The 21,363-nt window shown below is 66.2% G+C and carries 21 protein-coding genes and 1 pseudogene; 10 read left to right on the forward strand and 12 right to left on the reverse strand.

Annotation, left to right across the window (positions count from 1 at the left end; all coding sequences use genetic code 11):
- Positions 1 to 74: 74 nt before the first annotated feature.
- Complete coding sequence (locus tag NIBR502772_RS22305; RefSeq protein ID WP_168223481.1) at positions 75 to 554, reverse strand: DUF1772 domain-containing protein; 480 nt, start codon at positions 552 to 554, stop codon at positions 75 to 77.
- Between the two features lie 153 nt (positions 555 to 707).
- Here NIBR502772_RS22305 and NIBR502772_RS03885 point away from each other — a divergent pair, with 153 nt between their 5' ends.
- The 5 genes from NIBR502772_RS03885 to dhaM all read left to right on the forward strand — a co-directional run bounded on the left by NIBR502772_RS03885 (position 708) and on the right by dhaM (position 6,422).
- A complete protein-coding gene (locus tag NIBR502772_RS03885; RefSeq protein WP_141139157.1) occupies positions 708 to 3,200 on the forward strand; it encodes an ATP-dependent Clp protease ATP-binding subunit in 2,493 nt (830 codons plus the stop codon).
- 122 nt (positions 3,201 to 3,322) lie between these two features.
- Positions 3,323 to 3,838 (forward strand): amino-acid N-acetyltransferase, encoded by a 516-nt coding sequence (locus NIBR502772_RS03890; protein ID WP_141139158.1) that lies wholly within the window; start codon positions 3,323 to 3,325, stop codon positions 3,836 to 3,838.
- A 243-nt stretch (positions 3,839 to 4,081) separates the two neighbouring features.
- Positions 4,082 to 5,083, forward strand: coding sequence for a dihydroxyacetone kinase subunit DhaK (gene dhaK / locus NIBR502772_RS03895; protein ID WP_141139159.1), 1,002 nt, complete (start codon positions 4,082 to 4,084; stop codon positions 5,081 to 5,083).
- Between the two features lie 2 nt (positions 5,084 to 5,085).
- On the forward strand, positions 5,086 to 5,718 hold the full coding sequence (gene dhaL / locus NIBR502772_RS03900) for a dihydroxyacetone kinase subunit DhaL (protein WP_104060148.1): 633 nt from the start codon (positions 5,086 to 5,088) through the stop codon (positions 5,716 to 5,718).
- Entirely contained in the window at positions 5,715 to 6,422 is a 708-nt protein-coding gene (gene dhaM / locus NIBR502772_RS03905; protein WP_141139160.1) for a dihydroxyacetone kinase phosphoryl donor subunit DhaM, read from the forward strand. Before dhaL ends, dhaM begins: the two co-directional genes overlap by 4 nt.
- A gap of 17 nt (positions 6,423 to 6,439) precedes the next feature.
- Here the strand turns inward: dhaM and NIBR502772_RS03910 are convergent, their stop codons facing one another.
- From NIBR502772_RS03910 to NIBR502772_RS03930, 5 genes are all read right to left on the reverse strand, one after another.
- Positions 6,440 to 6,733 (reverse strand): DUF3040 domain-containing protein, encoded by a 294-nt coding sequence (locus tag NIBR502772_RS03910; RefSeq protein ID WP_141139161.1) that lies wholly within the window; start codon positions 6,731 to 6,733, stop codon positions 6,440 to 6,442.
- Positions 6,734 to 6,865: 132 nt separating this feature from the next.
- Positions 6,866 to 7,360, reverse strand: coding sequence for a hypothetical protein (locus NIBR502772_RS03915; RefSeq protein ID WP_141139162.1), 495 nt, complete (start codon positions 7,358 to 7,360; stop codon positions 6,866 to 6,868).
- A 36-nt stretch (positions 7,361 to 7,396) separates the two neighbouring features.
- On the reverse strand, positions 7,397 to 7,828 hold the full coding sequence (locus NIBR502772_RS03920) for a DUF3592 domain-containing protein (protein WP_141139163.1): 432 nt from the start codon (positions 7,826 to 7,828) through the stop codon (positions 7,397 to 7,399).
- 3 nt (positions 7,829 to 7,831) lie between these two features.
- Complete coding sequence (locus tag NIBR502772_RS03925; RefSeq protein ID WP_141139164.1) at positions 7,832 to 8,263, reverse strand: DUF3592 domain-containing protein; 432 nt, start codon at positions 8,261 to 8,263, stop codon at positions 7,832 to 7,834.
- Between the two features lie 65 nt (positions 8,264 to 8,328).
- Positions 8,329 to 9,318, reverse strand: a complete 990-nt coding sequence (locus NIBR502772_RS03930; protein ID WP_141139165.1) for an A/G-specific adenine glycosylase — start codon at positions 9,316 to 9,318, stop codon at positions 8,329 to 8,331.
- A gap of 152 nt (positions 9,319 to 9,470) precedes the next feature.
- On the opposite strand from NIBR502772_RS03930, the gene NIBR502772_RS03935 reads away from it, so the two are divergent.
- A complete protein-coding gene (locus tag NIBR502772_RS03935) occupies positions 9,471 to 10,154 on the forward strand; it encodes a hypothetical protein (protein ID WP_141139166.1) in 684 nt (227 codons plus the stop codon).
- Between the two features lie 84 nt (positions 10,155 to 10,238).
- Here the strand turns inward: NIBR502772_RS03935 and disA are convergent, their stop codons facing one another.
- A complete protein-coding gene (gene disA, locus NIBR502772_RS03940) occupies positions 10,239 to 11,315 on the reverse strand; it encodes a DNA integrity scanning diadenylate cyclase DisA (protein ID WP_104060140.1) in 1,077 nt (358 codons plus the stop codon).
- A 254-nt stretch (positions 11,316 to 11,569) separates the two neighbouring features.
- Complete coding sequence (locus tag NIBR502772_RS03945; protein WP_141139167.1) at positions 11,570 to 12,112, reverse strand: TOPRIM nucleotidyl transferase/hydrolase domain-containing protein; 543 nt, start codon at positions 12,110 to 12,112, stop codon at positions 11,570 to 11,572.
- Positions 12,113 to 12,419: 307 nt separating this feature from the next.
- Here NIBR502772_RS03945 and NIBR502772_RS22310 point away from each other — a divergent pair, with 307 nt between their 5' ends.
- The 3 genes from NIBR502772_RS22310 to NIBR502772_RS03960 all read left to right on the forward strand — a co-directional run bounded on the left by NIBR502772_RS22310 (position 12,420) and on the right by NIBR502772_RS03960 (position 15,835).
- Positions 12,420 to 12,737: an N-acetyltransferase gene (locus tag NIBR502772_RS22310; protein WP_168223482.1), complete on the forward strand. Its 318-nt coding sequence runs from the start codon at positions 12,420 to 12,422 to the stop codon at positions 12,735 to 12,737.
- A 248-nt stretch (positions 12,738 to 12,985) separates the two neighbouring features.
- A complete protein-coding gene (locus NIBR502772_RS03955; protein ID WP_104060136.1) occupies positions 12,986 to 14,599 on the forward strand; it encodes a peptide chain release factor 3 in 1,614 nt (537 codons plus the stop codon).
- Positions 14,600 to 14,605: 6 nt separating this feature from the next.
- On the forward strand, positions 14,606 to 15,835 hold the full coding sequence (locus tag NIBR502772_RS03960) for a beta-ketoacyl synthase (protein ID WP_141139169.1): 1,230 nt from the start codon (positions 14,606 to 14,608) through the stop codon (positions 15,833 to 15,835).
- A 4-nt stretch (positions 15,836 to 15,839) separates the two neighbouring features.
- Here NIBR502772_RS03960 and NIBR502772_RS03965 read toward each other — a convergent pair whose 3' ends face one another.
- The gene (locus NIBR502772_RS03965) at positions 15,840 to 16,205 is read right to left on the reverse strand and encodes a hypothetical protein (RefSeq protein WP_141139170.1); all 366 of its coding nucleotides are present in this window, start codon (positions 16,203 to 16,205) and stop codon (positions 15,840 to 15,842) included.
- Between the two features lie 36 nt (positions 16,206 to 16,241).
- Between NIBR502772_RS03965 and NIBR502772_RS03970 the strand changes: the two are divergent.
- Positions 16,242 to 16,943 (forward strand): annotated as a pseudogene (locus tag NIBR502772_RS03970) (zinc-binding dehydrogenase); the annotation flags it as partial.
- 10 nt (positions 16,944 to 16,953) lie between these two features.
- On the opposite strand, the gene NIBR502772_RS03975 reads toward NIBR502772_RS03970, so the two are convergent.
- The 3 genes from NIBR502772_RS03975 to NIBR502772_RS03985 form a co-directional block, all read right to left on the reverse strand.
- Positions 16,954 to 18,627 (reverse strand): cell wall metabolism sensor histidine kinase WalK, encoded by a 1,674-nt coding sequence (locus tag NIBR502772_RS03975; RefSeq protein WP_141139171.1) that lies wholly within the window; start codon positions 18,625 to 18,627, stop codon positions 16,954 to 16,956.
- A gap of 71 nt (positions 18,628 to 18,698) precedes the next feature.
- The gene (gene radA, locus NIBR502772_RS03980) at positions 18,699 to 20,072 is read right to left on the reverse strand and encodes a DNA repair protein RadA (protein ID WP_141139172.1); all 1,374 of its coding nucleotides are present in this window, start codon (positions 20,070 to 20,072) and stop codon (positions 18,699 to 18,701) included.
- 125 nt (positions 20,073 to 20,197) lie between these two features.
- Entirely contained in the window at positions 20,198 to 21,325 is a 1,128-nt protein-coding gene (locus NIBR502772_RS03985) for an aromatic acid exporter family protein (protein ID WP_141139173.1), read from the reverse strand.
- Positions 21,326 to 21,363 lie beyond the last annotated feature (38 nt).

Genomic DNA, 21,363 nt, shown 5'->3' on the forward strand with positions numbered 1-21,363 from the left:
GCGGCGGGAGCCTGAACGACGGAACAACTCACACGGCGCTGTTCGACTTCCGGAAATAGCGCGCTGGTGCAGTCTCACGGCTGACCCAGCGCTGCCCAGGCAACGCTGAGCGCGACCAGTGCGGCCAGCGACAGCCAGGTGCGGTGGATGTTCCACCGGGTCCACCGGCGTTCGAACGATTTTCTGGCGGCCGCGGCATCTCCAGACGCGGCCGCCAGGTCCAGTGCGTTATTCAAGGGGATGTTCGCGGCGAACGTGATGGCCAGCGTGGCCGTGTAGCAGGTCAGGGAAACAGAGAGGGGGAGTGTGCTGGCAAGCCCGTTGGCCCATGAGAACGCTGCCGAGCCCGCCAAGGAGAGGAAGGCGCCGACGAAACTCAGCGCGAACACCGGATTCTGGATGGCGGTATTGATCCGGGACATGGCACTGACAAAAGTCGCATCATCGGTGGCGCGCAGCCCCGGCATCACCGAGCAGGCGTAGGAGTAATAGAGCCCCCCGATCCCGGCCAGGGCTACGGTCGCGGCGGTCATGAGCAGGGTGATGACTTCCATGACGTTCTCCTTGCTTGAGGTTCTTGCATTGATCCAAGCGGTGCAGGGTGACGGGAGGTTGAACACGTCATGTTTCCCCTGTGGCGAACACGCTCCCCAAGTGGGGGTCCGCCACGTAGCATCAAAGTACGTCGTAGCTAGGAGTGTGGCGAAATGTTTGAGCGATTTACGGACCGTGCCCGTCGCGTAGTTGTGCTTGCCCAAGAAGAGGCACGCATGCTGAACCACAATTACATTGGTACCGAACACATCCTCTTGGGTCTGATCCATGAAGGTGAGGGCGTTGCCGCCAAAGCTCTTGAGTCCTTGAGCATTTCGCTCGACGGCGTGCGCGAGCAGGTACAGGAGATCATCGGCCAGGGCCAGCAGGCCCCGTCCGGCCACATCCCCTTCACCCCGCGCGCCAAGAAGGTGCTGGAACTTTCCCTGCGGGAAGCCTTGCAGCTGGGCCACAACTACATCGGCACGGAGCACATCCTGCTGGGCCTCATCCGCGAGGGTGAAGGCGTTGCCGCCCAGGTGCTGGTCAAGCTCGGCGCAGACCTTAACCGCGTCCGCCAGCAGGTCATCCAGCTCCTCTCCGGCTATCAGGGCAAGGAGACTACCGGCGCCGGCGTCGGTCCGGGCCAGCCCGAAGGCACTCCCGCCGGTTCCGTGGTCCTGGACCAGTTCGGCCGCAACCTCACCCAGGCTGCGCGCGAGAACAAGCTGGACCCGGTGATCGGACGCGAGTCCGAGATGGAACGCGTTATGCAGGTCCTTTCGCGCCGCACCAAGAACAACCCTGTCCTGATCGGTGAGCCCGGCGTCGGCAAGACCGCCGTCGTCGAAGGCCTCGCCCAGGCGATTGTCCGCGGCGACGTTCCGGAAACCATCAAGGACAAGCAGCTGTACACCCTGGACCTCGGTTCACTGGTGGCCGGCTCCCGGTACCGCGGTGACTTCGAAGAGCGCCTGAAGAAGGTCCTCAAGGAAATCCGCACCCGCGGGGACATCATCCTCTTCATCGACGAGATCCACACGCTTGTGGGTGCCGGCGCTGCTGAAGGTGCCATCGATGCTGCGTCCATCCTGAAGCCCATGCTGGCCCGCGGTGAACTGCAGACCATCGGTGCCACCACCCTGGATGAGTACCGCAAGCACATCGAGAAGGATGCCGCACTCGAGCGCCGCTTCCAGCCGATCCAGGTCAAGGAGCCCTCCGTCGCGCACGCGATCGAGATCCTCAAGGGCCTGCGCGACCGCTACGAGGCGCACCACCGCGTCACCATCACCGACGGCGCCCTCGCCTCGGCCGCGAACCTCGCCGAGCGCTACATCTCGGACCGCTTCCTGCCGGACAAGGCCATCGACCTGATCGATGAAGCCGGTGCCCGGTTGCGTATCCGCCGGATGACCGCTCCGCCGGAGCTGAAGGCCATGGATGAGCGGATCGCCAAGCTGAAGATGGAGAAGGAATCCGCCATCGACGCGCAGGACTTCGAAGGCGCCGCTGCGCTTCGGGACAAGGAGCAGAAACTCATTACCGAGCGCTCCGAGAAGGAACGCCACTGGAAGTCCGGCGGCATGGATGACATCTCCGAGGTGGATGAGGATCTCATCGCCGAGGTATTGGCCAACTCCACCGGCATCCCGGTCTTCAAGCTGACCGAGGAAGAGTCCACGCGCCTGCTGAAGATGGAAGACGAACTGCACAAGCGTGTGGTGGGCCAGAACGAGGCCATCAGGTCCCTGTCCCAGGCAATCCGCCGTACCCGTGCAGGCCTGAAGGACCCCAAGCGTCCGGGCGGCTCGTTCATCTTCGCCGGCCCCACCGGCGTCGGCAAGACCGAGCTCGCCAAGGCCCTGGCCGAATTCCTGTTCGGTGACGAGGACGCCCTCATCACGCTGGATATGTCCGAGTACTCGGAGAAGCACACTGTTTCACGGCTCTTCGGGGCCCCTCCAGGCTATGTCGGCTACGAAGAAGGTGGCCAGCTCACCGAGAAGGTCCGCCGCCGTCCGTTCTCCGTGGTCCTGTTCGACGAAGTGGAGAAGGCGCACGCCGACCTCTTCAACTCACTCCTGCAGATCCTGGAAGACGGCCGCCTGACCGACTCCCAGGGCCGCGTAGTGGACTTCAAGAACACCGTGATCATCATGACCACAAACCTGGGCACCCGGGACATCTCCAAGAGCGTTGCCACTGGCTTCCAGTCCGGCACAGACACGCAGACCGGCTACAACCGGATGCGCGCCCGTGTGACGGAAGAGCTCAAGCAGCACTTCCGTCCGGAGTTCCTGAACCGTGTGGATGACGTTGTGGTGTTCCCGCAGCTCACCCAGGACGAGATCATCGAGATCGTGGACATGTTCGTTGGGCGCCTGGAGAAGCGCCTCAAGGACAAGGACATGGGCATCGAGCTCACCACCGCTGCCAAGGTGCTCCTGGCGACCCGCGGCTACGATCCCGCCATGGGTGCCCGGCCGCTGCGCCGCACCATCCAGCGCGAGATCGAGGACCAGCTCTCCGAAAAGATCCTGTTCGGCGAGCTCCACGCCGGCGACATCGTTGTAGTGGACGTGGATGGCGAAGGCGACGACGCCAAATTCACGTTCGCCGGCAACGCCAAGCCGCTCATCCCGGAGATCGCCCCCAGCGTCTAAGGCAAGACAGCAAAGGCCCCGCCCGCTCCGTAAAAGGAGCAGGCGGGGCCTTTGTGCGGTGGCGCGCCCCCAACATAGCCGGGCCGCCCGACCCAGCGTGGCGGCCACCGTAGGATTGTGGGGTGACCGATTCTGACTCCTTCCATATCCGTTCTGCACGTACCACTGACGTGGCCGCCATCAAGCGCCTTGTGGCGCCGTTGGCTGAGCAGCGGATCCTGATGGCGAAAGAAACGGTTGCCTATTACGAGAGCCTCCAGGAGTTCCGGATCGCAGAAGCCGACGACGGCGAAGTCATCGGCTGCGGCGCCCTGCACGTTATGTGGGAGGATCTCGCCGAAGTCCGCACACTGGCCGCATCGGACGCGTGGCGCGGCAAGGGTGTAGGGCACGTGCTGGTTGAAAGCCTGCTGGCCGAGGCCCGTGAACTGGGCGTGGCCCGGGTCTTCTGCCTCACGTTCGAGGTGGATTTTTTCAAGCGCCACGGCTTCGAGGTCATGGCCGACCAGACGGCGGTGGACCCGGTGGTCTACTCCGAGCTGCTGCGTTCCCATGACGAAGGCGTTGCCGAGTTCCTGGACCTGGCGCGGGTCAAGCCCAACACCCTGGGCAACACCCGCATGATCAAGACCCTCTAGGCACCCCCAATCACCCTGCCGCGGGCAACCGCGGGAAGAAGTTACCCTGTGACATAAATAGCTTTATGTCGAATTGATGGATAAACTGACAGGGTTGCAGTGTGGGGCCTGCCGTAAGGGACAGTCATTGGGGGCTGTCCCTTACCGCTTCCGCCGCATCGTCGCAGGCTACCGGACTTCAGGCGCCGGTAGTAGGGTCAAAGTGCATCCTCCAGGACGCACCCACACCCCAGGAGTTCTGCCATGAAAAAGCTCATCAATGATCCCCGTTCCGTGGTTGACGAATCCGTCGAGGGATTCGGTCTGGCCCACGCGGGACTGGTCACCGTCACCGCCGATCCGAAGTACGTCACGCGCAAAGACGCGCCGGTGGCAGGGAAGGTCGGACTAGTTTCCGGCGGGGGAAGCGGCCACGAGCCGCTCCACGCCGGGTTTGTCGGGCTGGGAATGCTCGACGCCGCCGTGCCGGGGGCGGTGTTCACCTCGCCGACGCCGGACCAGATTCTTCCGGCGACGCTCGCCGTTAACTCGGGTGCCGGCGTCGTCCATATCGTGAAGAACTACACCGGCGACGTCCTGAACTTTGAGACCGCAGCGGAGCTGGCGCAGGCCGAAGGTGTGGACATCCGCACGGTCCTGGTCAATGACGACGTCGCGGTGGAGGACTCCCTGTATACGGCAGGCCGCCGCGGAGTGGGCGGCACCGTTCTGGTGGAGAAAATCGCCGGCGCCGCGGCTGAGCGGGGCGATAGCCTCGATGCCGTGGCCGCGATCGGTGACCGCGTCAACAGCAACGTCCGCACCATGGGGGTTGCGCTGACCGCGTGCACAGTACCGCATGCGGGAACGCCCAGTTTCGACCTGGCGGATGATGAGATCGAGATCGGCATCGGCATCCATGGCGAGCCCGGCCGGCACAGAATACCGATGGAGAACGCTGACGGCATCACCGACCGCCTGCTGGACCCGGTCCTCAGCGACCTGGGCATCACCGGCGGCGAAAAAGTACTGCTGTTCGTCAACGGCATGGGCGGAACCCCCCTGAGCGAGCTGTACATCGTCTACCGCCGCGCTGCCCAGGTGATCGCAGAACGGGGAGCCGCCGTCGAACGCTCGCTGGTGGGGAACTACATCACGTCCCTGGAAATGCAGGGCTGCTCCATCTCGGTGCTCCGGCTCGACGATGAACTGACGCAGCTGTGGGACGCTCCGGTGCACACTGCAGCCCTGCGTTGGGGCGTGTAACCGTGGTGCTGGACGTGACGTGGGCCGTCAGATGGCTGACTCTCTGCGCCCAGGCCATGGCGGAAAACCGGGTGTGGCTCATCGAACTCGACCGTGCGATCGGGGACTCGGATCACGGCGAGAACATGGACCGCGGTTTCCAGGCCGTGCTGGAGAAACTGGCCGAAGCGCGGCCGGAGACCCCCGGTGCCGCCCTGAAACTGACTGCGATGACCTTGATGTCCAAGGTGGGCGGCGCCGCAGGTCCCTTGTACGGAACCGCGTTCCTGCGCGCCTCCACCGCGTTGGGCGACGCCGCCGAGATTGATCCGGGGCGCCTTGCCGATGCGCTTGTGGCTGCCCGTGACGGGATCGTGGCCAGGGGCAAGGCCGAGTCCGGCGACAAGACCATGGTTGATGCCTGGACCCCCGCCGCGGAGGCGGCGCAGGCCGCCGCGGCGGACGGCGCAGGCACCGTCCTTGGAGTTCTGGTCGCAGCCGCTGAGGCGGCTGAGGCCGGCGCCGTGGCCACCGAGCCCCTGGTCGCCCGCAAGGGCCGCGCCAGTTATCTGGGGGAGCGGAGCGCGGGCCACCGCGATCCGGGGGCCGCCTCCAGCGCTCTTATACTGCGGGCCGCCGTGGGGGCCGCAGCGTGACGGTGCGCCTGGTGGTGGTGTCCCATAGCGAAAAAATAGCCGACGGCGCCGTGGAGCTTGCCGCCCAGATGGCGCCCGACGTCGTCATCCTCGCCGCCGGGGGCACCGCCGACGGCAGGATCGGAACGAGCCTGGAAAAAGTCATGTCTGCCCTGGACAAGGCGGCCGGCGGCGATGGCGTGGTGGTCCTGACGGACTTGGGATCTGCAGTGATGACGGCGGAATCGGCCCTGGAGCTCGTGGAGGAGCCGGCCGGTGTGCTCCTGGCGGACGCGCCCCTGGTGGAAGGCCTCGTGGCTGCTGCCGTGGCCGCACAGGGCGGCGCCGACGTCAAGGCAGTCAAACGTGCCGCCGAAGCGGTCTACGGATTGGGCCCGGAAGTGGCGGCTGCTTCGCGGGTGCTCGCCGAAAGCACCGTGGCTGAAGGGTCCGTCACCGGTTCAGGGCCGGACTTCACCGGAGACTTCGAACTGGTGAATGAGGCCGGCATGCACGCCCGTCCGGCCGCCAAGATCGCGGGCGGTCTGGCGTCCCTCAACGCCAAGGTCACGGTCAACGGGGTGGATGGCGCGTCAATGACATCCCTGATGACCCTGGCGGCAGGCAAGGGATCCTTGCTCCATATCGAAGCTTGGGGGCCCGACGCCGAGCGTGCCCTGAACTACGTCGGCGGCCTGGTGCAGGCAGGCTTCGGCGAGCCGTAGGCCGTGGCATGAGTTGCCTATTTGACCTGGCTGTTGCGGCCCAGACTAAAGGACCGCTTGTCCACGAGCAGGTACGTGCCGGCTCCCATCAGCAGGAAACCGCCGACGCCGACCGCGATGATCTGCGTGCTGACCCCGGCAATGAGCAACACCAGCCCGAGCAGGCATGCGATGGCACCGAGGTAGATACGGCGCCCAAACCTGAGGCCCACGGAGCCGGTCGAGAGTTCCTCGGCGAGCCTCGGATCCTCTGCGGCCAGGCCAGATTCCAGCTCCTCGAGCTGTTTCCGCTCCCTATCTGAAAGTGGCATCCTTACCCCTTTCCGGCGGGGAACCTGTGCTAAATCCAACGTTGCCGATGCTGGTAATACAGACCGTAGAAGTGTCCTGAGTGGAAGTCAAGGGCGGGTTTGGCGGGGCTTATTTGCCGCCAGCGAGGGCGGTCAAACGGCTTGTCGCAGTCCCTCGGCGTCGAGAATCACCGAAGCCGTGACGAACCTCCCGCAATGCTCACCGTAGGGATAGGCGCCGCGGGGCCGGAAATCCAGGGTGCGCACAGGGAGGGCCGATCCGACGGGAGAAGTACCCGTGGCGGTCAGCGCCATCGGGGCTTCCGTGAGGGACTCGAGCATCAGCATCCCGATCATGGTCCCGTCCGGGGAAGCGGTGGCGGAGCAGGCGCCGTCTGGTGTGCAGCCCTGGTCAATCGAGGCAGTGCCGGGAGAAAGTTCGACGGGGGCTTCCTTGCAGACGCCGTCCTGGCAGGCCTTGAGCCGCAACGATCCCACGTGCGCCACGTACTCCCGGGCCACGGTCACCGAGACCACTGACGCCTGGGCAATCATCGGGCACGGCGGCGGGACGGGGTAGTAGTAGTAGCAACCGGAGGTGAGAACCGCCGTCGTCATCAGTGCCAGAAGTACACCGGGCTTGCCCATACTTCAGCGTAAATCCGGAGCCGGAAGCCGGCACTGCTACCAGGAAATTGATGCAAACATTGTTATGGCTGTTGCGCCGAAGATCACCATAATGAGACCCGTCGCCATCCGGCCCTTGGCAACAACAAAGACCGGCAGCGTGGATGCGGCGGGATTGGCCGGGTTGTAGACCACCGGGATGTGGGTGCCGATGATCGCCTGGTCCTGGCTGTAGATATCGGACTGCCCCAGCCAGCGCTTGCCGCCGGCGTCCGCGAATTCATACGACGGTGCAAACCGGTTCCGGCCGTTGCTCGCGGGTCCGTCCGTGCCGTGGAGGTTTCCCGTGACGGTGGCAGAAGCCCTCTGCCACCCCGCCATGGAACGTTTCCGGCGGAGGGACGCGGCCAGGGACAGCCCCATCAGGATCAGGCCCGCAGCAAGGAAAAGCCCGGGCAGTACGACGAACAGCAGTTTCAGGGAGTCCACGGTTCAGCCCAGCGGGAAGGCGCCGGCGGCCCAGAACAGCAGCAGCGCGAAGAATGCGAAGACCGGCATCAGGCACCCGATCACCATCTTGGATTCGGACGCCACCTGGAACGACTGGGTGGGATTCGCGGGGTTGTAGGCCACTTCCAGGGGCGATCCCGGTACCTGCTGGTTGGCGTACGAGACCTCGGATTCGCCCGCATACAGGGTCCCGTTGGGGTCGGTGAACTGGTAGGTGGGGTAGAAGCGCCGGCTCCGCGTTGAGCCGCCTCCGCCATGTGTCCAGCCCGCCACGTTGCCGGTGACGGTCGCCTGGACCTTTGGCCAGCCGGCGATCAGTTTTTCCTGCCGCTTGGTTTTCTGCAGTGCACGGACCAGTGCAAAAATGACGCCCGCAACAAACAGCGCCCAGATGACGTACAGCACGATTCTCATGAATTTCCCCCGGTTTGAGTCACCAGAAAGTATGCCATCCGTGCGCGGGCCACCCTAAAGGGGCCTCAGGCTGGCAGCCGGTAACCACCCTGGTGCAGCTCGGCCAGCCCGTCGCCGAGGAGGCCGGCAATGGCACGTTCGAGCTGTTCCGGCGCGGAGTTCAGGCGGTGCAGCGCGGACAGCGGCACGCCGATTCCGTCCGCCGCGAAGCCCAAGTCAGCAGGCTCCCGGTGGAACATTTCCGCCGGCACCGGTGCGTCCGCAAGCCGCAGTACAGCCATCACGGCACCCCGGACCTGCCGGTCAGTTCCGTGCCACGCCTGTCCTTTGGGAACGTACGACGGCGGCGGCTCGCCGGCTGCCAGCCACGCACAGGCGTCCCGCACCGGGCAGTCCGCGCACTTGGGCGCCCGCGCCGTGCACACCAGCGCCCCCAGTTCCATAACCGCAGCATTCCAGTGCACGGAGGTCCCGACGTCGTTCGGCAGCAGTTCCGCCGCGAGCCGCATCTCCGCAGCGTTCAGCGATGGTGAGGGGAGCGCGACACCGGATACCAGGCGGGCGTGCACACGCCGGATGTTCGTGTCCACCACAGTCTCCCGGCGTCCGAAGGCAAAGGCGGCAACGGCCGCGGCCGTGTAGCCGCCCACCCCGGGCAGGGCCAGCAGCTCCGTGTAGTTGCCGGGGACCCTCCCGCCGTGGTCGCTGACGATGGCAGCGGCGGCTGCGTGCAGGCGGAGTGCCCGGCGGGGGTAGCCGAGCCTGCCCCAGGAGCGGACGGCTTCCCCTGCAGGCTCGCCGGCGAGGGCGGCGGGGGTGGGCCAGCGCTCAAGCCATTCCCGCCAGACAGGCAGCACCCGCACCACAGGGGTCTGCTGCAGCATGATCTCGCTGACCAGGACTCCCCACGGTGAGCAGTGACGTTCGCGCCAGGGCAAGTCCCTCGCCGTCTCAGCGAACCAGCCGGTGATCCGGCGGTGCAGCGCGGCGAGCTGGTCGGGGCGGAGGTCATCCGTGCCGAACGGGGCCGTAACGGGGGCGCGGTCCGCGCGCATGGCTGGGGAAAGGGTTGTAGCGTCGATCCCAACACTGTAGTGGATTCCCGGGAGCCCGAGCGAAGATGCCGCGGACAAACTGTGACCTAGCGTTGGCCGGGGGACCGGCGTGGTGGAACGGCAGAATCCGGTGGGTTCTCTAGCCTAGAAGGATGGGCAGGCAAGGCAATTCATCACCGCGCAAGACGGCATCCGCATCCGGTTCCCGGGGCATTTCCGGCGCCACCCGGCAGCCGAGCGCAGCCGTGTACCGCCGCCGCCGGCTGTTTGTGGGAACCGCTCTGCTGATGGCGGTGGCGCTCACGTTCGGTGGCTTTGCGGTGGCAGGCGCCTTCAGCGGCACCAAGCAGGCATCCTCCACCGACGGCGCCAGCGAATCCGCCGCCGTCCCCGCCCCCTCGCCGTCGGAAACTGCGGGCAGCGAACCCACCCCCACTCCAACGCCTTCCTGCAACCAAAACCTGGTGACGGTGTCCGCGTCGACCGACAAAGCCGCCTACGGCCCCGAGGAGAACCCGCTGCTCACCCTGAAGGTGACCAACGGCGGAACCATGCCCTGCGAGGTGAACATCGGGACGTCCCAGATGGAGTTCCTGGTGACCAGCGGCGCGGACAGGATCTTCTCGTCCAGGGACTGCCAGGCCGAAAGCGAAGACCTCGTAAAGACGATTGCCCCGGGCGCCAGCGAAACGGCGAACTTCCCGTGGAGCCGGAACCGCACGCTGGAAGGCTGCAGCCTCATCGAGGCCAAGCCAGGAGCAGGCGGGGCATACTACATTTTCACGGCAAAGCTCGGCTCGAGGGCCAGCCCCAAGGCAGTGTTCCAGCTCAGCTGACGCTCATCCATTGCTCCAACAAGGCCCTATTGGGGGCGCTAAAGGGCCCGTGTGGAGCAACGATGTGGATTATCGGTGGGGGGATTAGAGGAAGCGGTCCAGCAGGCTGGCTTCGGCCATCCGGCTCAGGCCTTCGCGGACGGTCCGGGCGCGCTGGTCGCCGATGCCGTCGACGGTCATGAGGTCGTCGATGGTGGCCGCCATCAGGAACTGCAGGCCGCCGAAGTGGTCCACCAGGCGGTCGGCAACAGCCTTGGGGACCGCCTTGAGGCCGGACAGCAGCCGGTAGCCGCGGGGCTGAACCACGGCGTCGAGGTTGGCCTCGCCGCCGGCAAAACCGACGATCCCTGAGATCTTGCCCAGGTCGATCAGCTCCGTGGGGCCGAGGTTCACCAGCGCGCTGACGGCCCGTTCGATGTCCTCCGCGGACGCGTCCGGTCCGGCGTAGTCGCGGATGATGACGTCGCTGCCGGGACCGCGGCCCACTGTCAGCTCATCGAGCTGGAGGGAAAGCAGGCGCCCGTCCTCGCCAAGTTCCAGGACGTACTGCGAGATTTCCTCGGAGATCCGGCGGACCATTTCCTGGCGCTGCAGGGTGACCGCGACGTCGCGGACGGTCACCATGGCCTCGATCTCCAGGGCGGACAGGGAACTGGTCACCTGGTCCAGCCGCGAACGGTACCGCTCCAGCGTGGCGAGGGCCTGGTTGGCGCGGGCCAGGACCTTCTCGGATCCTTCCAGCACGTGCCGGAGCCCGTTCACGTAGAGGGCGATGATCTGCATGGACTGGCTGACGGAAATCACGGGAACGCCGGTCTGGATGGCCACACGTTCTGCCGTGCGGTGCCGCGTGCCGGATTCCTGGGTTTCGATGCTTGAGTCCGGGACCAGCTGGACCGCGGCGCGCAGAATGTTGCCGGCGTCCTTGTCGCAGATGATGGCGCCGTCCATCTTGGCCAGTTCACGGAGCCTTGTGGGGGAGAAGTCGATGCCGATGTCGAACCCGCCGGAGCAGATAGAATCGATGGTTCGGTCCGAGCCCAGCACAATCAGCGCACCGGTCCGCCCCCGGAGGATGCGTTCCAGGCCATCGCGCAGCGGCGTGCCTGGAGCCACTCTGCCCAGAGTCGCCTTGAGCGATTCTTCGGGGCTCCGAGCCATAGGTGTTCCCTTCCAAGGTGCAGACTGCCGCCCGCAGGTATGCCGGTTTTACACTCAGCCGGCAGGATCAAAAGTACTCAGTTTCCCGCATGCTCAATGATAGAGGTAAGAAGCGGCAACAACCGCACGGACAAGCCCCAAAGTGCCCCTTTAATGGGTGCCGCGAAGTGCCTCGGGAACGCGTACGACGGCGGCTGTCCGATGAGCATTTTGTGGCCTTTCACAGAAACAGCCCGCCGGACGGGGTGGTCACATCAGAAGGATGAAACGAGGCGGGCGAGCGGCGGAGGTGCCTGCCCTGCCGGCAAGGCGTCGACGAGCAGTTGCGCGTACCGGAGCTTGTTGCCGCTGCGTCCCCCGAAGAAGCGGCGCAACTGCGCCGTAATCGGCCGCTCTCGCTGTGACGGCTGGCGCTGGAGGATCCGGAACGACGCGAGCTCGCCTTGGGCCGCGATGACGTCGAGCACACCATCGACACCAAGGCAGCGGATGAGTTCGTCCTCCAGGTCGGCGTGACAGACCTGGAACCCAAGCTCGTCCAGCGAACCGGTCCCGACGCCTGCCCGGGCGAGCGCACGGGCGACGACACGGGACTCGCCGGCATCACACAGGCCGAGCAACCGGTGGCCTGCGCCGTCCGGGCCGTAACGGTCGAGGAAATGGACGATGCTGGTGGCGCCTCCCATCGGCACGACCGTCACACGCTCGGCTGTCAGATCATGGCCAAGGCGAAGGGCCAGTGCCTCGACCGCCATCCGGTCACTCTCGCCCTCGACCAACACCGTCGTCGCCTGCATAGATCCAGTATGGCGCGGCCTATGGACGCTATATCGTCACTTCCGCCGGCTGACTCAATGCCTGCTGAAATGTCCTTCCTCCATGTCGTGTCAGGATCGACGGATGAACTCATCACGACTTCCAGACGTTCGTGCGGAGCAGGGAAGTGCCCCCGCCCGGGACGCGGCCGGAATCTGGGCTCGTGCTACCGCTCTGAGGGATCAGCTCCCCGTCATTCCACCGCTCGACGACAAGCTGCCGGGTATTGAATCGGCGCTTGCCTTGGACGGGGCGTCACTACTGATGATGCGAATAGGCGATCGCGCGATGGCGTTCTCGATCGTCGTCCCTCATGCGGATGTCTTGGAAGTGCTCTACCTCGCAGTTGACCCGGAAGCTTGGGGCAAGGGTCTTGCGCGGCAACTCCTTGACCACCTCCGACACCACTCGGTGGAGGCACAGACTCCTATGGAGCTCTGGGTTATCGCCGACAACAAGAGAGCAATCTCCTCCTACGAAAGAGCCGGTTGGATTCCGACGTCCGAGACCAAGGTCCGCAACTCGGCGGGCCGGCTGGAACGCCGCTACATCCTGTCCCCGCAAAAGCTCCCCAAGCGGGACTCCGACGTGGGAGCCAGTGAATGACGAGTCAGAAGGTGCTCCCGGATCCTGCGCAAAGCAAGTTCCAATACGGGCGAGACCCAGGCGCCCCGAGAAGCGAAAAAAGGCGATGTCCGCAGTCTTGAAGTGCTGGTTTCGGGGACGATAAGCTGCCACCTTCGGTGCGGGCCCCCCGCTGCGATAAACTTGGAACTTGGCTGTCACAGAGCCATGCTTCCCCTTGAGGCCTGCCGAGCGCCTTGGGGTAACCCCACCGCAGCGAAAGTAGCACCGTGTCCCAAGATGTCCTTAGCCCCGCCCGGGTCAACGAGATTCACAAACAGGCGGCCCGGCGTCGGACCTTTGCTGTCATTTCGCACCCCGACGCCGGCAAGTCCACCCTCACCGAGGCGCTGGCACTGCACGCGAAGGTGATCGGCACCGCCGGGGCCTCCAGCGGCAAGGCCAACCGCAAGGAAACGGTCTCGGACTGGATGCAGATGGAGAAGGACCGCGGCATCTCCATCAGCTCCGCCGCGCTGCAGTTCTCCTACCGGGACACCGTCATCAACCTGCTGGATACCCCCGGCCACGCGGACTTCTCCGAGGACACCTACCGGGTCCTGGCCGCCGTCGACTGCGCAGTGATGCTCGTGGACGCCGCCAAGGGCCTGGAAACGCAGACCATGAAGCTGTTCGAGGTCTGCAAGGCGCGCAACCTGCCCATCATCACCGTGATCAACAAGTGGGACCGGCCCGGCCTGGACGCCCTGGCGCTGATGGACGAGCTCACCGAGCGCACGGGCCTGCAGCCGATGCCGCTGACCTGGGCCGTGGGCATCTCCGGTGACTTCCGCGGTGTCTGGGACCTCCGCCAGGACCGCTTCGCCCGCTTCCAGCGCAACAATTCCGGCGCCAACATCGCGCTGACCGAGTACTTCACGCCGGAAGAGGCCGAGGAGACGCAGGGCAGCAACTGGACCGACGCCGTGGACGAAGCCGGGCTGGTCATCGAATCCAACCTCGAATTCGACGTCGAAGCCTTCCACGCAGGCACCGCCACCCCCATCCTCTTCAGTTCCGCCGCCCTGAACTTCGGCGTGAAGGAACTGCTGGACGCCCTGGTTGACTTCGCGCCGCACGCCGCACCCCGCCCCGACGTTGAGGGCAGCCCGCGCCCCGTTGAATCGTCCTTCTCCGGCTTTGTCTTCAAGGTCCAGGCCGGCATGAACAAGGCCCACCGCGACCACGTCGCCTTCATCCGCGTCTGTTCCGGAGTCTTTGAACGCGGCATGGTGGTCACCCAGACCCGCACCGGAAAGTCCTTCGCCACCAAGTACGCCCAGCAGGTGTTCGGCCGCGAACGCGAGGTCATCGACGAGGCCTACCCCGGCGACGTCGTGGGCCTGGTGAACGCCTCCACACTTCGCGTGGGCGACAGCCTCTTCCTCGAAGGCGCGGTGGAGTACCCGGCAATCCCGCTGTTCGCCCCTGAACACTTCCAGGTGGCCCGGTCCAAGGACCCCAGCAAGTTCAAGCAGTTCCGCCGCGGCATCGAGCAGCTCGAGCACGAGGGCGTCATCCAGGTGCTCCGCTCCGACGTCCGCGGCGACCAGGCGCCGGTGCTTGCCGCCGTCGGCCCCATGCAGTTCGAGGTGGTGGAGGACCGCATGGCGCATGACTTCAGCGCCCCCATGCGGCTCGAACGCCTGCCGTACTCCATCGCCAGGATTTCGACGGCGGACGCCATGCCCGCGTTGGCCAACGTGCCCGGCGCCGAGGTGCTGTTGAGGTCCGACGGCGAATACCTCGCCTTGTTCAACGACGTCTGGGCCCTGCGCCGGATCGAGAAGAACCACCCCGATCTGACCCTCGTGCCCATCGGCACCCACAACCCCGCAAAGTAGCGACCAATGCCTGTAGACCAACCCCGCGCGCTGATCACCGGCGCCGGCACCATCAACCCGCTCGGCTCCTCTGTGGCGGAAACCTGGACCGGCCTGCTGGCGGGACAGTCCGGCATCACCGCACTGGACGAGGACTGGGCGGAACGACTGCCCGTGCGCATCGCCGGACAGGTCACGGCCGATCTCTCGGAGCACCTCACCACGCGCGAGCTGAAGCGGATGGACCGGTGCGGGCAACTTGCGCTGGTGGCTGCCCGCGAGGCCTGGCAGCAGGCCGGGGCGCCCGACGTCGATCCCGAACGGTTCGCCGTGGTGATCGGCTCCGCCTATGGCGGCCTGGGCTCCACCCTCGAACAGGACCGTGCGCTCGCCAGCGGCGGCCCGCGCCGGGTCTCGCCGCACACCCTCACCCGCCTTATGGTCAACGGCCCCGCGGCCTGGGTCTCCATTGACCTCGGCGCCCGCGGCGGAGCCCGGACCCCGGTCAGCGCCTGCGCGTCCGGCGCGGAAGCAATTGTCCAGGGCGCCGAAATGATCCGCTCCGGCGCGGCCGACGTCGTGATTGCCGGCGGCGTGGACGCTTCCGTCAACGACCTGGTGATCACCGGTTTCTCCCAGATCCGGGCACTCTCCACGCGCAACGGCGAACCCCAGCTCGCGTCGCGCCCGTTCGACGGCGGCCGCGACGGCTTTGTCCTCGCGGAAGGCGCCGGCATTGTGGTGCTTGAGAGTGAAGCCCACGCCCTGGCGCGCGGCGCCGCCATCCTCGGCGCAGTGGCCGGCGGGGCGGTAACCTCCGACGCAAACGACATCGTGGCGGCGGACCCGGCCATGCAGCGGCGGGTCATGCAAAAGGCCCTCGAGTCGGCCGGAATGCAGGCTTCGGAGATCGGCTTCGTCCATGCGCACGCCACCTCCACCCCGGTAGGGGACCGGCTTGAAGCCCAGGCCATCAACGCCATTTTCGGTGCCGACGTGCCCGTGACCTCCACCAAGGGCCACACCGGCCACCTCCTGGGCGGCGCCGGTGCGCTCGCGGCGGTTGTGGTGGTCCAGGCCCTGCAAACCGGACAGCTCCCCGGAACCGCGAACGTCGAGGCGCTGGACCCCGAAGTGAACCTGAACATCGTCACTGAAAATGCCCACACGCTGGCGGCCGGCTCCGCCCCCGCCGGCCTGGTGAACGCTTTTGGCTTCGGCGGACACAGTGTTGCCTTGGTGATCACGGCCGGCTAACCGGTCAGCCGTTGGCGCGGTGGTCCACGTAATTCCTGCGGGGCTGCGCCGCGACACCGCGGGTCATTTTTTTGATCTGTTCAGGCCTGAGCCCCGTCAGGGATGCCAGCTGAAATTCGTCCAGAATCTGCTGCTTGCTGACCTCGGCAAGCAGGTGCAGGCGCTCCGTTTCGACTGCTGCCTTCGAGTCCCCCAAGGCGGTCAGTTCCCGCAGCAGGTGTGAGATCGCACTGAGGTGCTCGGCCGCCGCCAGCCCTGACGGCTGCAGATCGTCGAAGGCGCGGCCGGTCCGCCGCACCGCCAGGGTGGACAGGTGGGTGATCCGGGCCAGGTCCGCGACGGGAGTACCGTCCCGGAGGGCCTGCGCCACCAGTTGGTTGAGGCTTGCCCCGAGAGCCCGGATCCGGCTCGACCGGAAGCGGATGGCGCCCCGCTTGTCCGGTACGTGAACCTGCCCGCGAGGATGCTGCGGGCGCTCCCGGCCGGGGTGGATCTGCGGACCGCGGCACTGATCGAACCCGCCGCCGTGGCCTGGCACGCCGTCGCCCGTGCCGGGGACGTGGCCGGCAAGAGCGTGCTGGTGATCGGCTGCGGCCCGATCGGCGCCCTGGCCGTCGCGGTCCTCAAACGTGCCGGTGCCGCCCGGATCACCGCCGTCGACGTCCATGCCAAACCGTTGGAGATCGCTACCGCCGTCGGCGCGGATCAGACCCTGCAGGCCGTCGACACGGACGCGATCGCCGCTATCCAGGCGGACGTGGTCATCGAGTCCTCGGGCAGCCACCACGGCCTGGCCTCGGCCATTCAGGGCGCGGGGCGCGGCGGGACCGTGGTCATGGTCGGGCTGCTGCCCACCGGACCCCAGCCGGTCCTGATCTCCCTGGCCATCACCCGGGAACTGGACCTGCGCGGATCCTTCCGTTTCAACAACGAGATCGACGACGTCATCACCGCCCTCGCCGACCGCACCCTGAACATCGGCCCCGTCATCACCCATGAATACCCCCTCCACCAAGGACTGGAAGCCTTCGAAACCGCCAAAAACTCCGCCGCATCAGGAAAAGTACTCCTCAACTTCCAACCGGCAGGCGCAGTGGTCCAGCCCTGAGAACTGTCGCTCAGGACGCCGGCAGGACGAATGTCGCCGTGGTACCTGCGCCCGGAGCGCTGGTGAGGCTCATCGAACCGCCGTGGCCCTCGACGATGGTCTTGCTGACGGGGAGCCCCAGGCCCGCCCCGGGGATGGCCGTTTCGCGGGACCGCGCGGAGCGGAAAAATTTGGTGAACGCCTGCTCCTGGTCTTCCGTGCTCATGCCGACGCCGGGATCGGTGATCGAGCAGACGAGGTCCGTGCCGGTGCGGTGCGCCCGGGCGGTGATGCGGCCGCCGTCGGGAGAGTATTTGATCGCGTTGGAGAGCAGGTTGGTGACCACCTGGCGGATCCGCGGGATGTCCATCCGGGCGGTGAGCGACGGCTCCGCCTCGAGGACCAGTTCAAGGCCCCTGTTGGCGGCCTGGGGGAGCGTGAAATCGACGACGTCGGCGAGGAGCCGTGCGAGGTCGGCCTCCTGCAGCGAAAGGTCCACACGTTCAGAGGCCACCGCGATCAGATCGTTCACCAGGCCCAACAGATGCGTCGCGTTCCGGTATACCACCTGCAGTTCGGCTTCGATCCCTTCATGCCCGGGTTCCTCCAGAACGAGTTCGAGGTAGCCGAGGATGGACGTCAGGGGCGTTCGCAGCTCGTGGGAGACGGTGCCAACGAAGTCGTCCTTCGCGGCGAGCGCTGTGATCAGGGCTGTCACGTCCACCAACGTTATGACACCGCCGCTGCGCGCTCCGTCCCTGGAGCAAATTTCGTGCGCGCTGACGGAAAAGGCGCGCTGGTCCTTTTCATCGCCTGCCCAGATCAGCTCGTCCGTGAACACATCGCCCCGGGCAACGCGGGCAGCGGGGAGCCCGCCGGAAGGCACCGGCGTCGCCCGGTCGCTGAGCAGCAACGTGGTAGTGCTCTCCGCTTCGGTCAGTCGGGCCAACGTCGGATCATCGCGCATGGCCCGGTTGATCAGGACATTGTTTCCGTCCTTGTCTACCACCCAGACGCCCACTCCCACCGCCGCAAGCACGGCGTCCAGGAGCCGCTGGCGGTCCACACTCTCAGCAAGCGTTTCCGCCAGGGCCTGGTCTTTCCGCAGCAGCGCTTTCCGCTGCCGGTGGAGTGTTCCTGAGACGATATGCGCGGAGACGGCAATTGCGGCCATCACCAACGGCAGGAAGATGGTCCGGATCATCGACCCCTCGGTGGGCGGGGAGCCCAGGGCCGCGGCCGGGATGACGGTACTGAGCACGACCCCCAGCACAGCGAGGAGCACCCTGCTGCGCTGGCGGCCCACGGACAGCCAGATCACGGGGAAGACAAGCATCAGGCTCAAGACATTGAAGCTTGGCCCGCCAGCTTCCCTCGTAAAGCCAATGGCAAGGCAATCCAGGACCGGAACCACACTCAACACGGGGGCCGGCAGCCTGCCCCATGGGACAGCCACACACGTAACGAAGATGACCGAATGGCCCAGCAGCGCCAGCCTGAAACGCTCATCCACGAGGGTTTCAGGGCTGAACAACGCAGCGGCCGCCACGATGAGGACCACCGTCACGGTCAGCGGCAGGTGGCTCAACACCACCCGCCCGCGGGCGCCAAGGCCCGCGAATAGCGCGTCGATCCTCCCTGCGAGAAGACCGTCGTTTGGCGGTTCCTGGTCCGGCGTCGAGCCATTTCCTTGCGTTTGATGCATCAGTCTGTCCCCCAGACACAGCTGTGATGACCCTCCGGCTGCCTGAAGGTCGTTGTGAAAGCCTAGCTGCCCTACCCGATCAGCAGGCTCAACGCCTCCGTAAGGTGCTCCACTTCCCGGACGGAGAAGCCTGGTGGCACGGGTCCGGGTCCGTTGTGGCTGGCCGGGACCACGGCGTGGGTGAAGCCCAGACGGTGTGCTTCCTGGATGCGCTGGTTGATGCCGGGCACGGGCCGGACCTCGCCGGCCAGGCCCACTTCGCCGAATGCGATCAGCCGGATGGGCAGGGGTTTGCGTGCCTTCGCGGATGCGACGGCAAGGGCAACAGCGAGGTCAGTGGCCGGTTCACTGAGCTTCACACCGCCCACGGTAGCCACGTAGGAATCGTCCTTGTGCAGTAGGCAGCCGGCACGCTGCTGCAGCACCGCCAGGAGCATGGACACCCGTGAACCGTCCAGGCCGCTGGTGGCCCGCCGGGGCTGCGAGTTGGCGCTCTCGGCAAGCAGCGACTGCACCTCGGCCAGCAGCGGCCGCCGCCCTTCCATGGTCACCGTGATGCAGGTGCCTGAAACAGGTTCCTTGGTGCGGCTGACGAACAGCCCGCTGGGGTCCGTCAGCCCTTCGATGCCGTTCTCATTCAGGTCAAAACAGCCGACGTCGTCCGTGGGCCCATACCGGTTCTTCACCGCGCGCAGCATCCGGAGCCGGGAGTGACGCTCGCCTTCGAACTGGCAGACCACATCCACCAGGTGTTCGAGCAGCCGCGGCCCCGCGATTGACCCGTCCTTCGTCACGTGCCCCACCAGCAACGTGGTCATGTTCCGGCGCTTGGCCGCCGCGATGATGGACGCCGCAACCTCACGTACCTGCGAGACGCCGCCGGCGCTGCCGTCCACGTCTGCGCTGCTGAGGGTCTGGACCGAGTCCACAATCAGCAGCCGCGGCTCGATCTTCTCGACCTGCCCCAGCGCCTGCCCCAGGTCCGTTTCGGCGGACAGGTACAGGGAATCGGCGACGGCGTCGATCCGTTCGGCGCGCAGCTTCACCTGTGCAGCGGATTCCTCGCCCGTGACATACAGGACATCCTGGGCAGTGCGGGCAAACTTGGCCGCGACGTCCAGGAGCAGCGTGGACTTGCCCACGCCAGGCTCCCCGGCCAGCAGGATGACCGCGCCCGGAACCAGGCCGCCGCCCAGCACCCGGTCCAGCTCGTCCACTCCGGTGGGCAGGAAAGCCGCCGTAGTGGCATCCACCTCGGCAATCCGGCGGGCCGGCTCCAGAACTGTGGTTGCCGCCGTCGTACGCGCTACGGCGGCGCCGGTTTCCTCAACCGTGCCCCACGCCTGGCACTCGCCGCAGCGCCCCACCCACTTGACCGTGGTCCAACCGCATTCGGCGCACTTATAAGCCGGCGCCTTGGACGCCCGGGAAGTCTTTGTTGCCATGGGTTCCACCCTACTGGCGGGCACCGACAGTATTGGCCCGAGAAAGGGCAGCAGGCAGCGCGGGGGGTGACTTATTCGGAGGGCAGCACCACTGGGTGGCGCGAAGTGCCATTTGGGCGACATCGCTACAACCCCGGCAGCACGTCCCGGGCCTCGCGCGAATCCATGCCGGTGGCCTCCAGGAGGTCCACCATGAGCGGCCGGAACAGCATCACCACAGTCTCACCCTCCAGCCGCTCGACCTCCAGCAATTTGGGGTGCAGCCGCAGCGCGATCTCGCTGAAGTCCTGCCGGGCCGTCCGAAGATGGGCGCGGCGCACGCCGTCGTGCGTTTCCGCCAGGCCGAGCGACAGTTCATCAATCGCGGCCGCGGTTTCCTGGAGCACGTCGGCCATGTTCGCGGTGGCGTTGTCTGAAAGCGCGGCGTGGTTGATGGCGCTGGTCAGCCGGCGTGCGAAGACGCGGCTGTTCCTGAGCGCAAGGTCGATGAAGTCAAGGGAATTCTCAAGCCGGTCCAGCTCGTCGCGGTGCCGGCGGTGGGCCGGTGCGAGGGTGGCCACTTCACCGGAAGCGCGCAGGGAATGGCGCATCGCGTCCACGAGCGGCTGGCAGTTCCTGCCGCGGATCAGCGCGTGCCAGGCTTGCGTGGAGTCGCTTTCGGTCAGGGCGGTGGCGCATTCCCGAAGCACTTCGGCCAGTTCGTGGAGCAGCTTCCGGACATCCTTTCGGGGCTCCCGGCGCGGATCCTTCGGAATCAGGATGGTCACCAGGAGGGCGAAAAGGCCACCCACCACGGCGTCCAGGCTGCGCGTGAAAGGCCCGCCGTCCGGCGCCGGCAGCAGCACCACCAGCAAGGATTGCAGCCCCAGTTGCGTGGTGAAGATGTTACCGCTGTCCAGGAAACGGGCCAGCAGGATGGAGAACAGAAGTACGACGGCGGCCTGCCAGATTCCGCTGCCCAGCCAGTGCAGCAGCAGATCACCGACGGCGATCCCGATGGTGCAGCCGAGGCCCACCTCCATCACGCGGCGCAGCCGCGGGTCACGTGAGAAGCCCAACGCGATCAGTGACGATGTGGCCGCAAAGAGGGGTCCGGAGTGCCCCAGGACATACTCGGCGAAGGCGTACGCCCCCACCGCGCACGCGGTCATCTGGACGGCGGGGACCAGTGAGTTCCGGCTCCGGACCAGGCCGGTGCGGATGCGTCCGCGCAGGAAACGCCTGCTTGCTGAGAGTCCTGCTCCTGCGGCCATGCCCTCCAGTCTATTTGCCGGCCCGGCACCTAAGACCG

This window comes from Pseudarthrobacter sp. NIBRBAC000502772, assembly GCF_006517235.1.
GTDB lineage: Bacteria > Actinomycetota > Actinomycetes > Actinomycetales > Micrococcaceae > Arthrobacter.

Coding starts and splice junctions, on each gene's coding strand:
- NIBR502772_RS03945 (WP_141139167.1), bottom strand. CDS start 12,112: ATGCAGGCGACGACGGTGTTGGTCGAGGGCGAGAGTGACCGGATGGCG.
- NIBR502772_RS03915 (WP_141139162.1), bottom strand. CDS start 7,360: ATGGGCAAGCCCGGTGTACTTCTGGCACTGATGACGACGGCGGTTCTC.
- NIBR502772_RS03985 (WP_141139173.1), bottom strand. CDS start 21,325: ATGGCCGCAGGAGCAGGACTCTCAGCAAGCAGGCGTTTCCTGCGCGGA.
- NIBR502772_RS03930 (WP_141139165.1), bottom strand. CDS start 9,318: ATGCGCGCGGACCGCGCCCCCGTTACGGCCCCGTTCGGCACGGATGAC.
- disA (WP_104060140.1), bottom strand. CDS start 11,315: ATGGCTCGGAGCCCCGAAGAATCGCTCAAGGCGACTCTGGGCAGAGTG.
- NIBR502772_RS03885 (WP_141139157.1), top strand. CDS start 708: ATGTTTGAGCGATTTACGGACCGTGCCCGTCGCGTAGTTGTGCTTGCC.
- NIBR502772_RS03935 (WP_141139166.1), top strand. CDS start 9,471: ATGGGCAGGCAAGGCAATTCATCACCGCGCAAGACGGCATCCGCATCC.
- NIBR502772_RS03975 (WP_141139171.1), bottom strand. CDS start 18,627: ATGCATCAAACGCAAGGAAATGGCTCGACGCCGGACCAGGAACCGCCA.
- NIBR502772_RS22305 (WP_168223481.1), bottom strand. CDS start 554: ATGGAAGTCATCACCCTGCTCATGACCGCCGCGACCGTAGCCCTGGCC.
- NIBR502772_RS03925 (WP_141139164.1), bottom strand. CDS start 8,263: ATGAGAATCGTGCTGTACGTCATCTGGGCGCTGTTTGTTGCGGGCGTC.
- NIBR502772_RS03960 (WP_141139169.1), top strand. CDS start 14,606: ATGCCTGTAGACCAACCCCGCGCGCTGATCACCGGCGCCGGCACCATC.
- NIBR502772_RS03910 (WP_141139161.1), bottom strand. CDS start 6,733: ATGCCACTTTCAGATAGGGAGCGGAAACAGCTCGAGGAGCTGGAATCT.
- dhaK (WP_141139159.1), top strand. CDS start 4,082: ATGAAAAAGCTCATCAATGATCCCCGTTCCGTGGTTGACGAATCCGTC.
- NIBR502772_RS22310 (WP_168223482.1), top strand. CDS start 12,420: ATGGCGTTCTCGATCGTCGTCCCTCATGCGGATGTCTTGGAAGTGCTC.
- radA (WP_141139172.1), bottom strand. CDS start 20,072: ATGGCAACAAAGACTTCCCGGGCGTCCAAGGCGCCGGCTTATAAGTGC.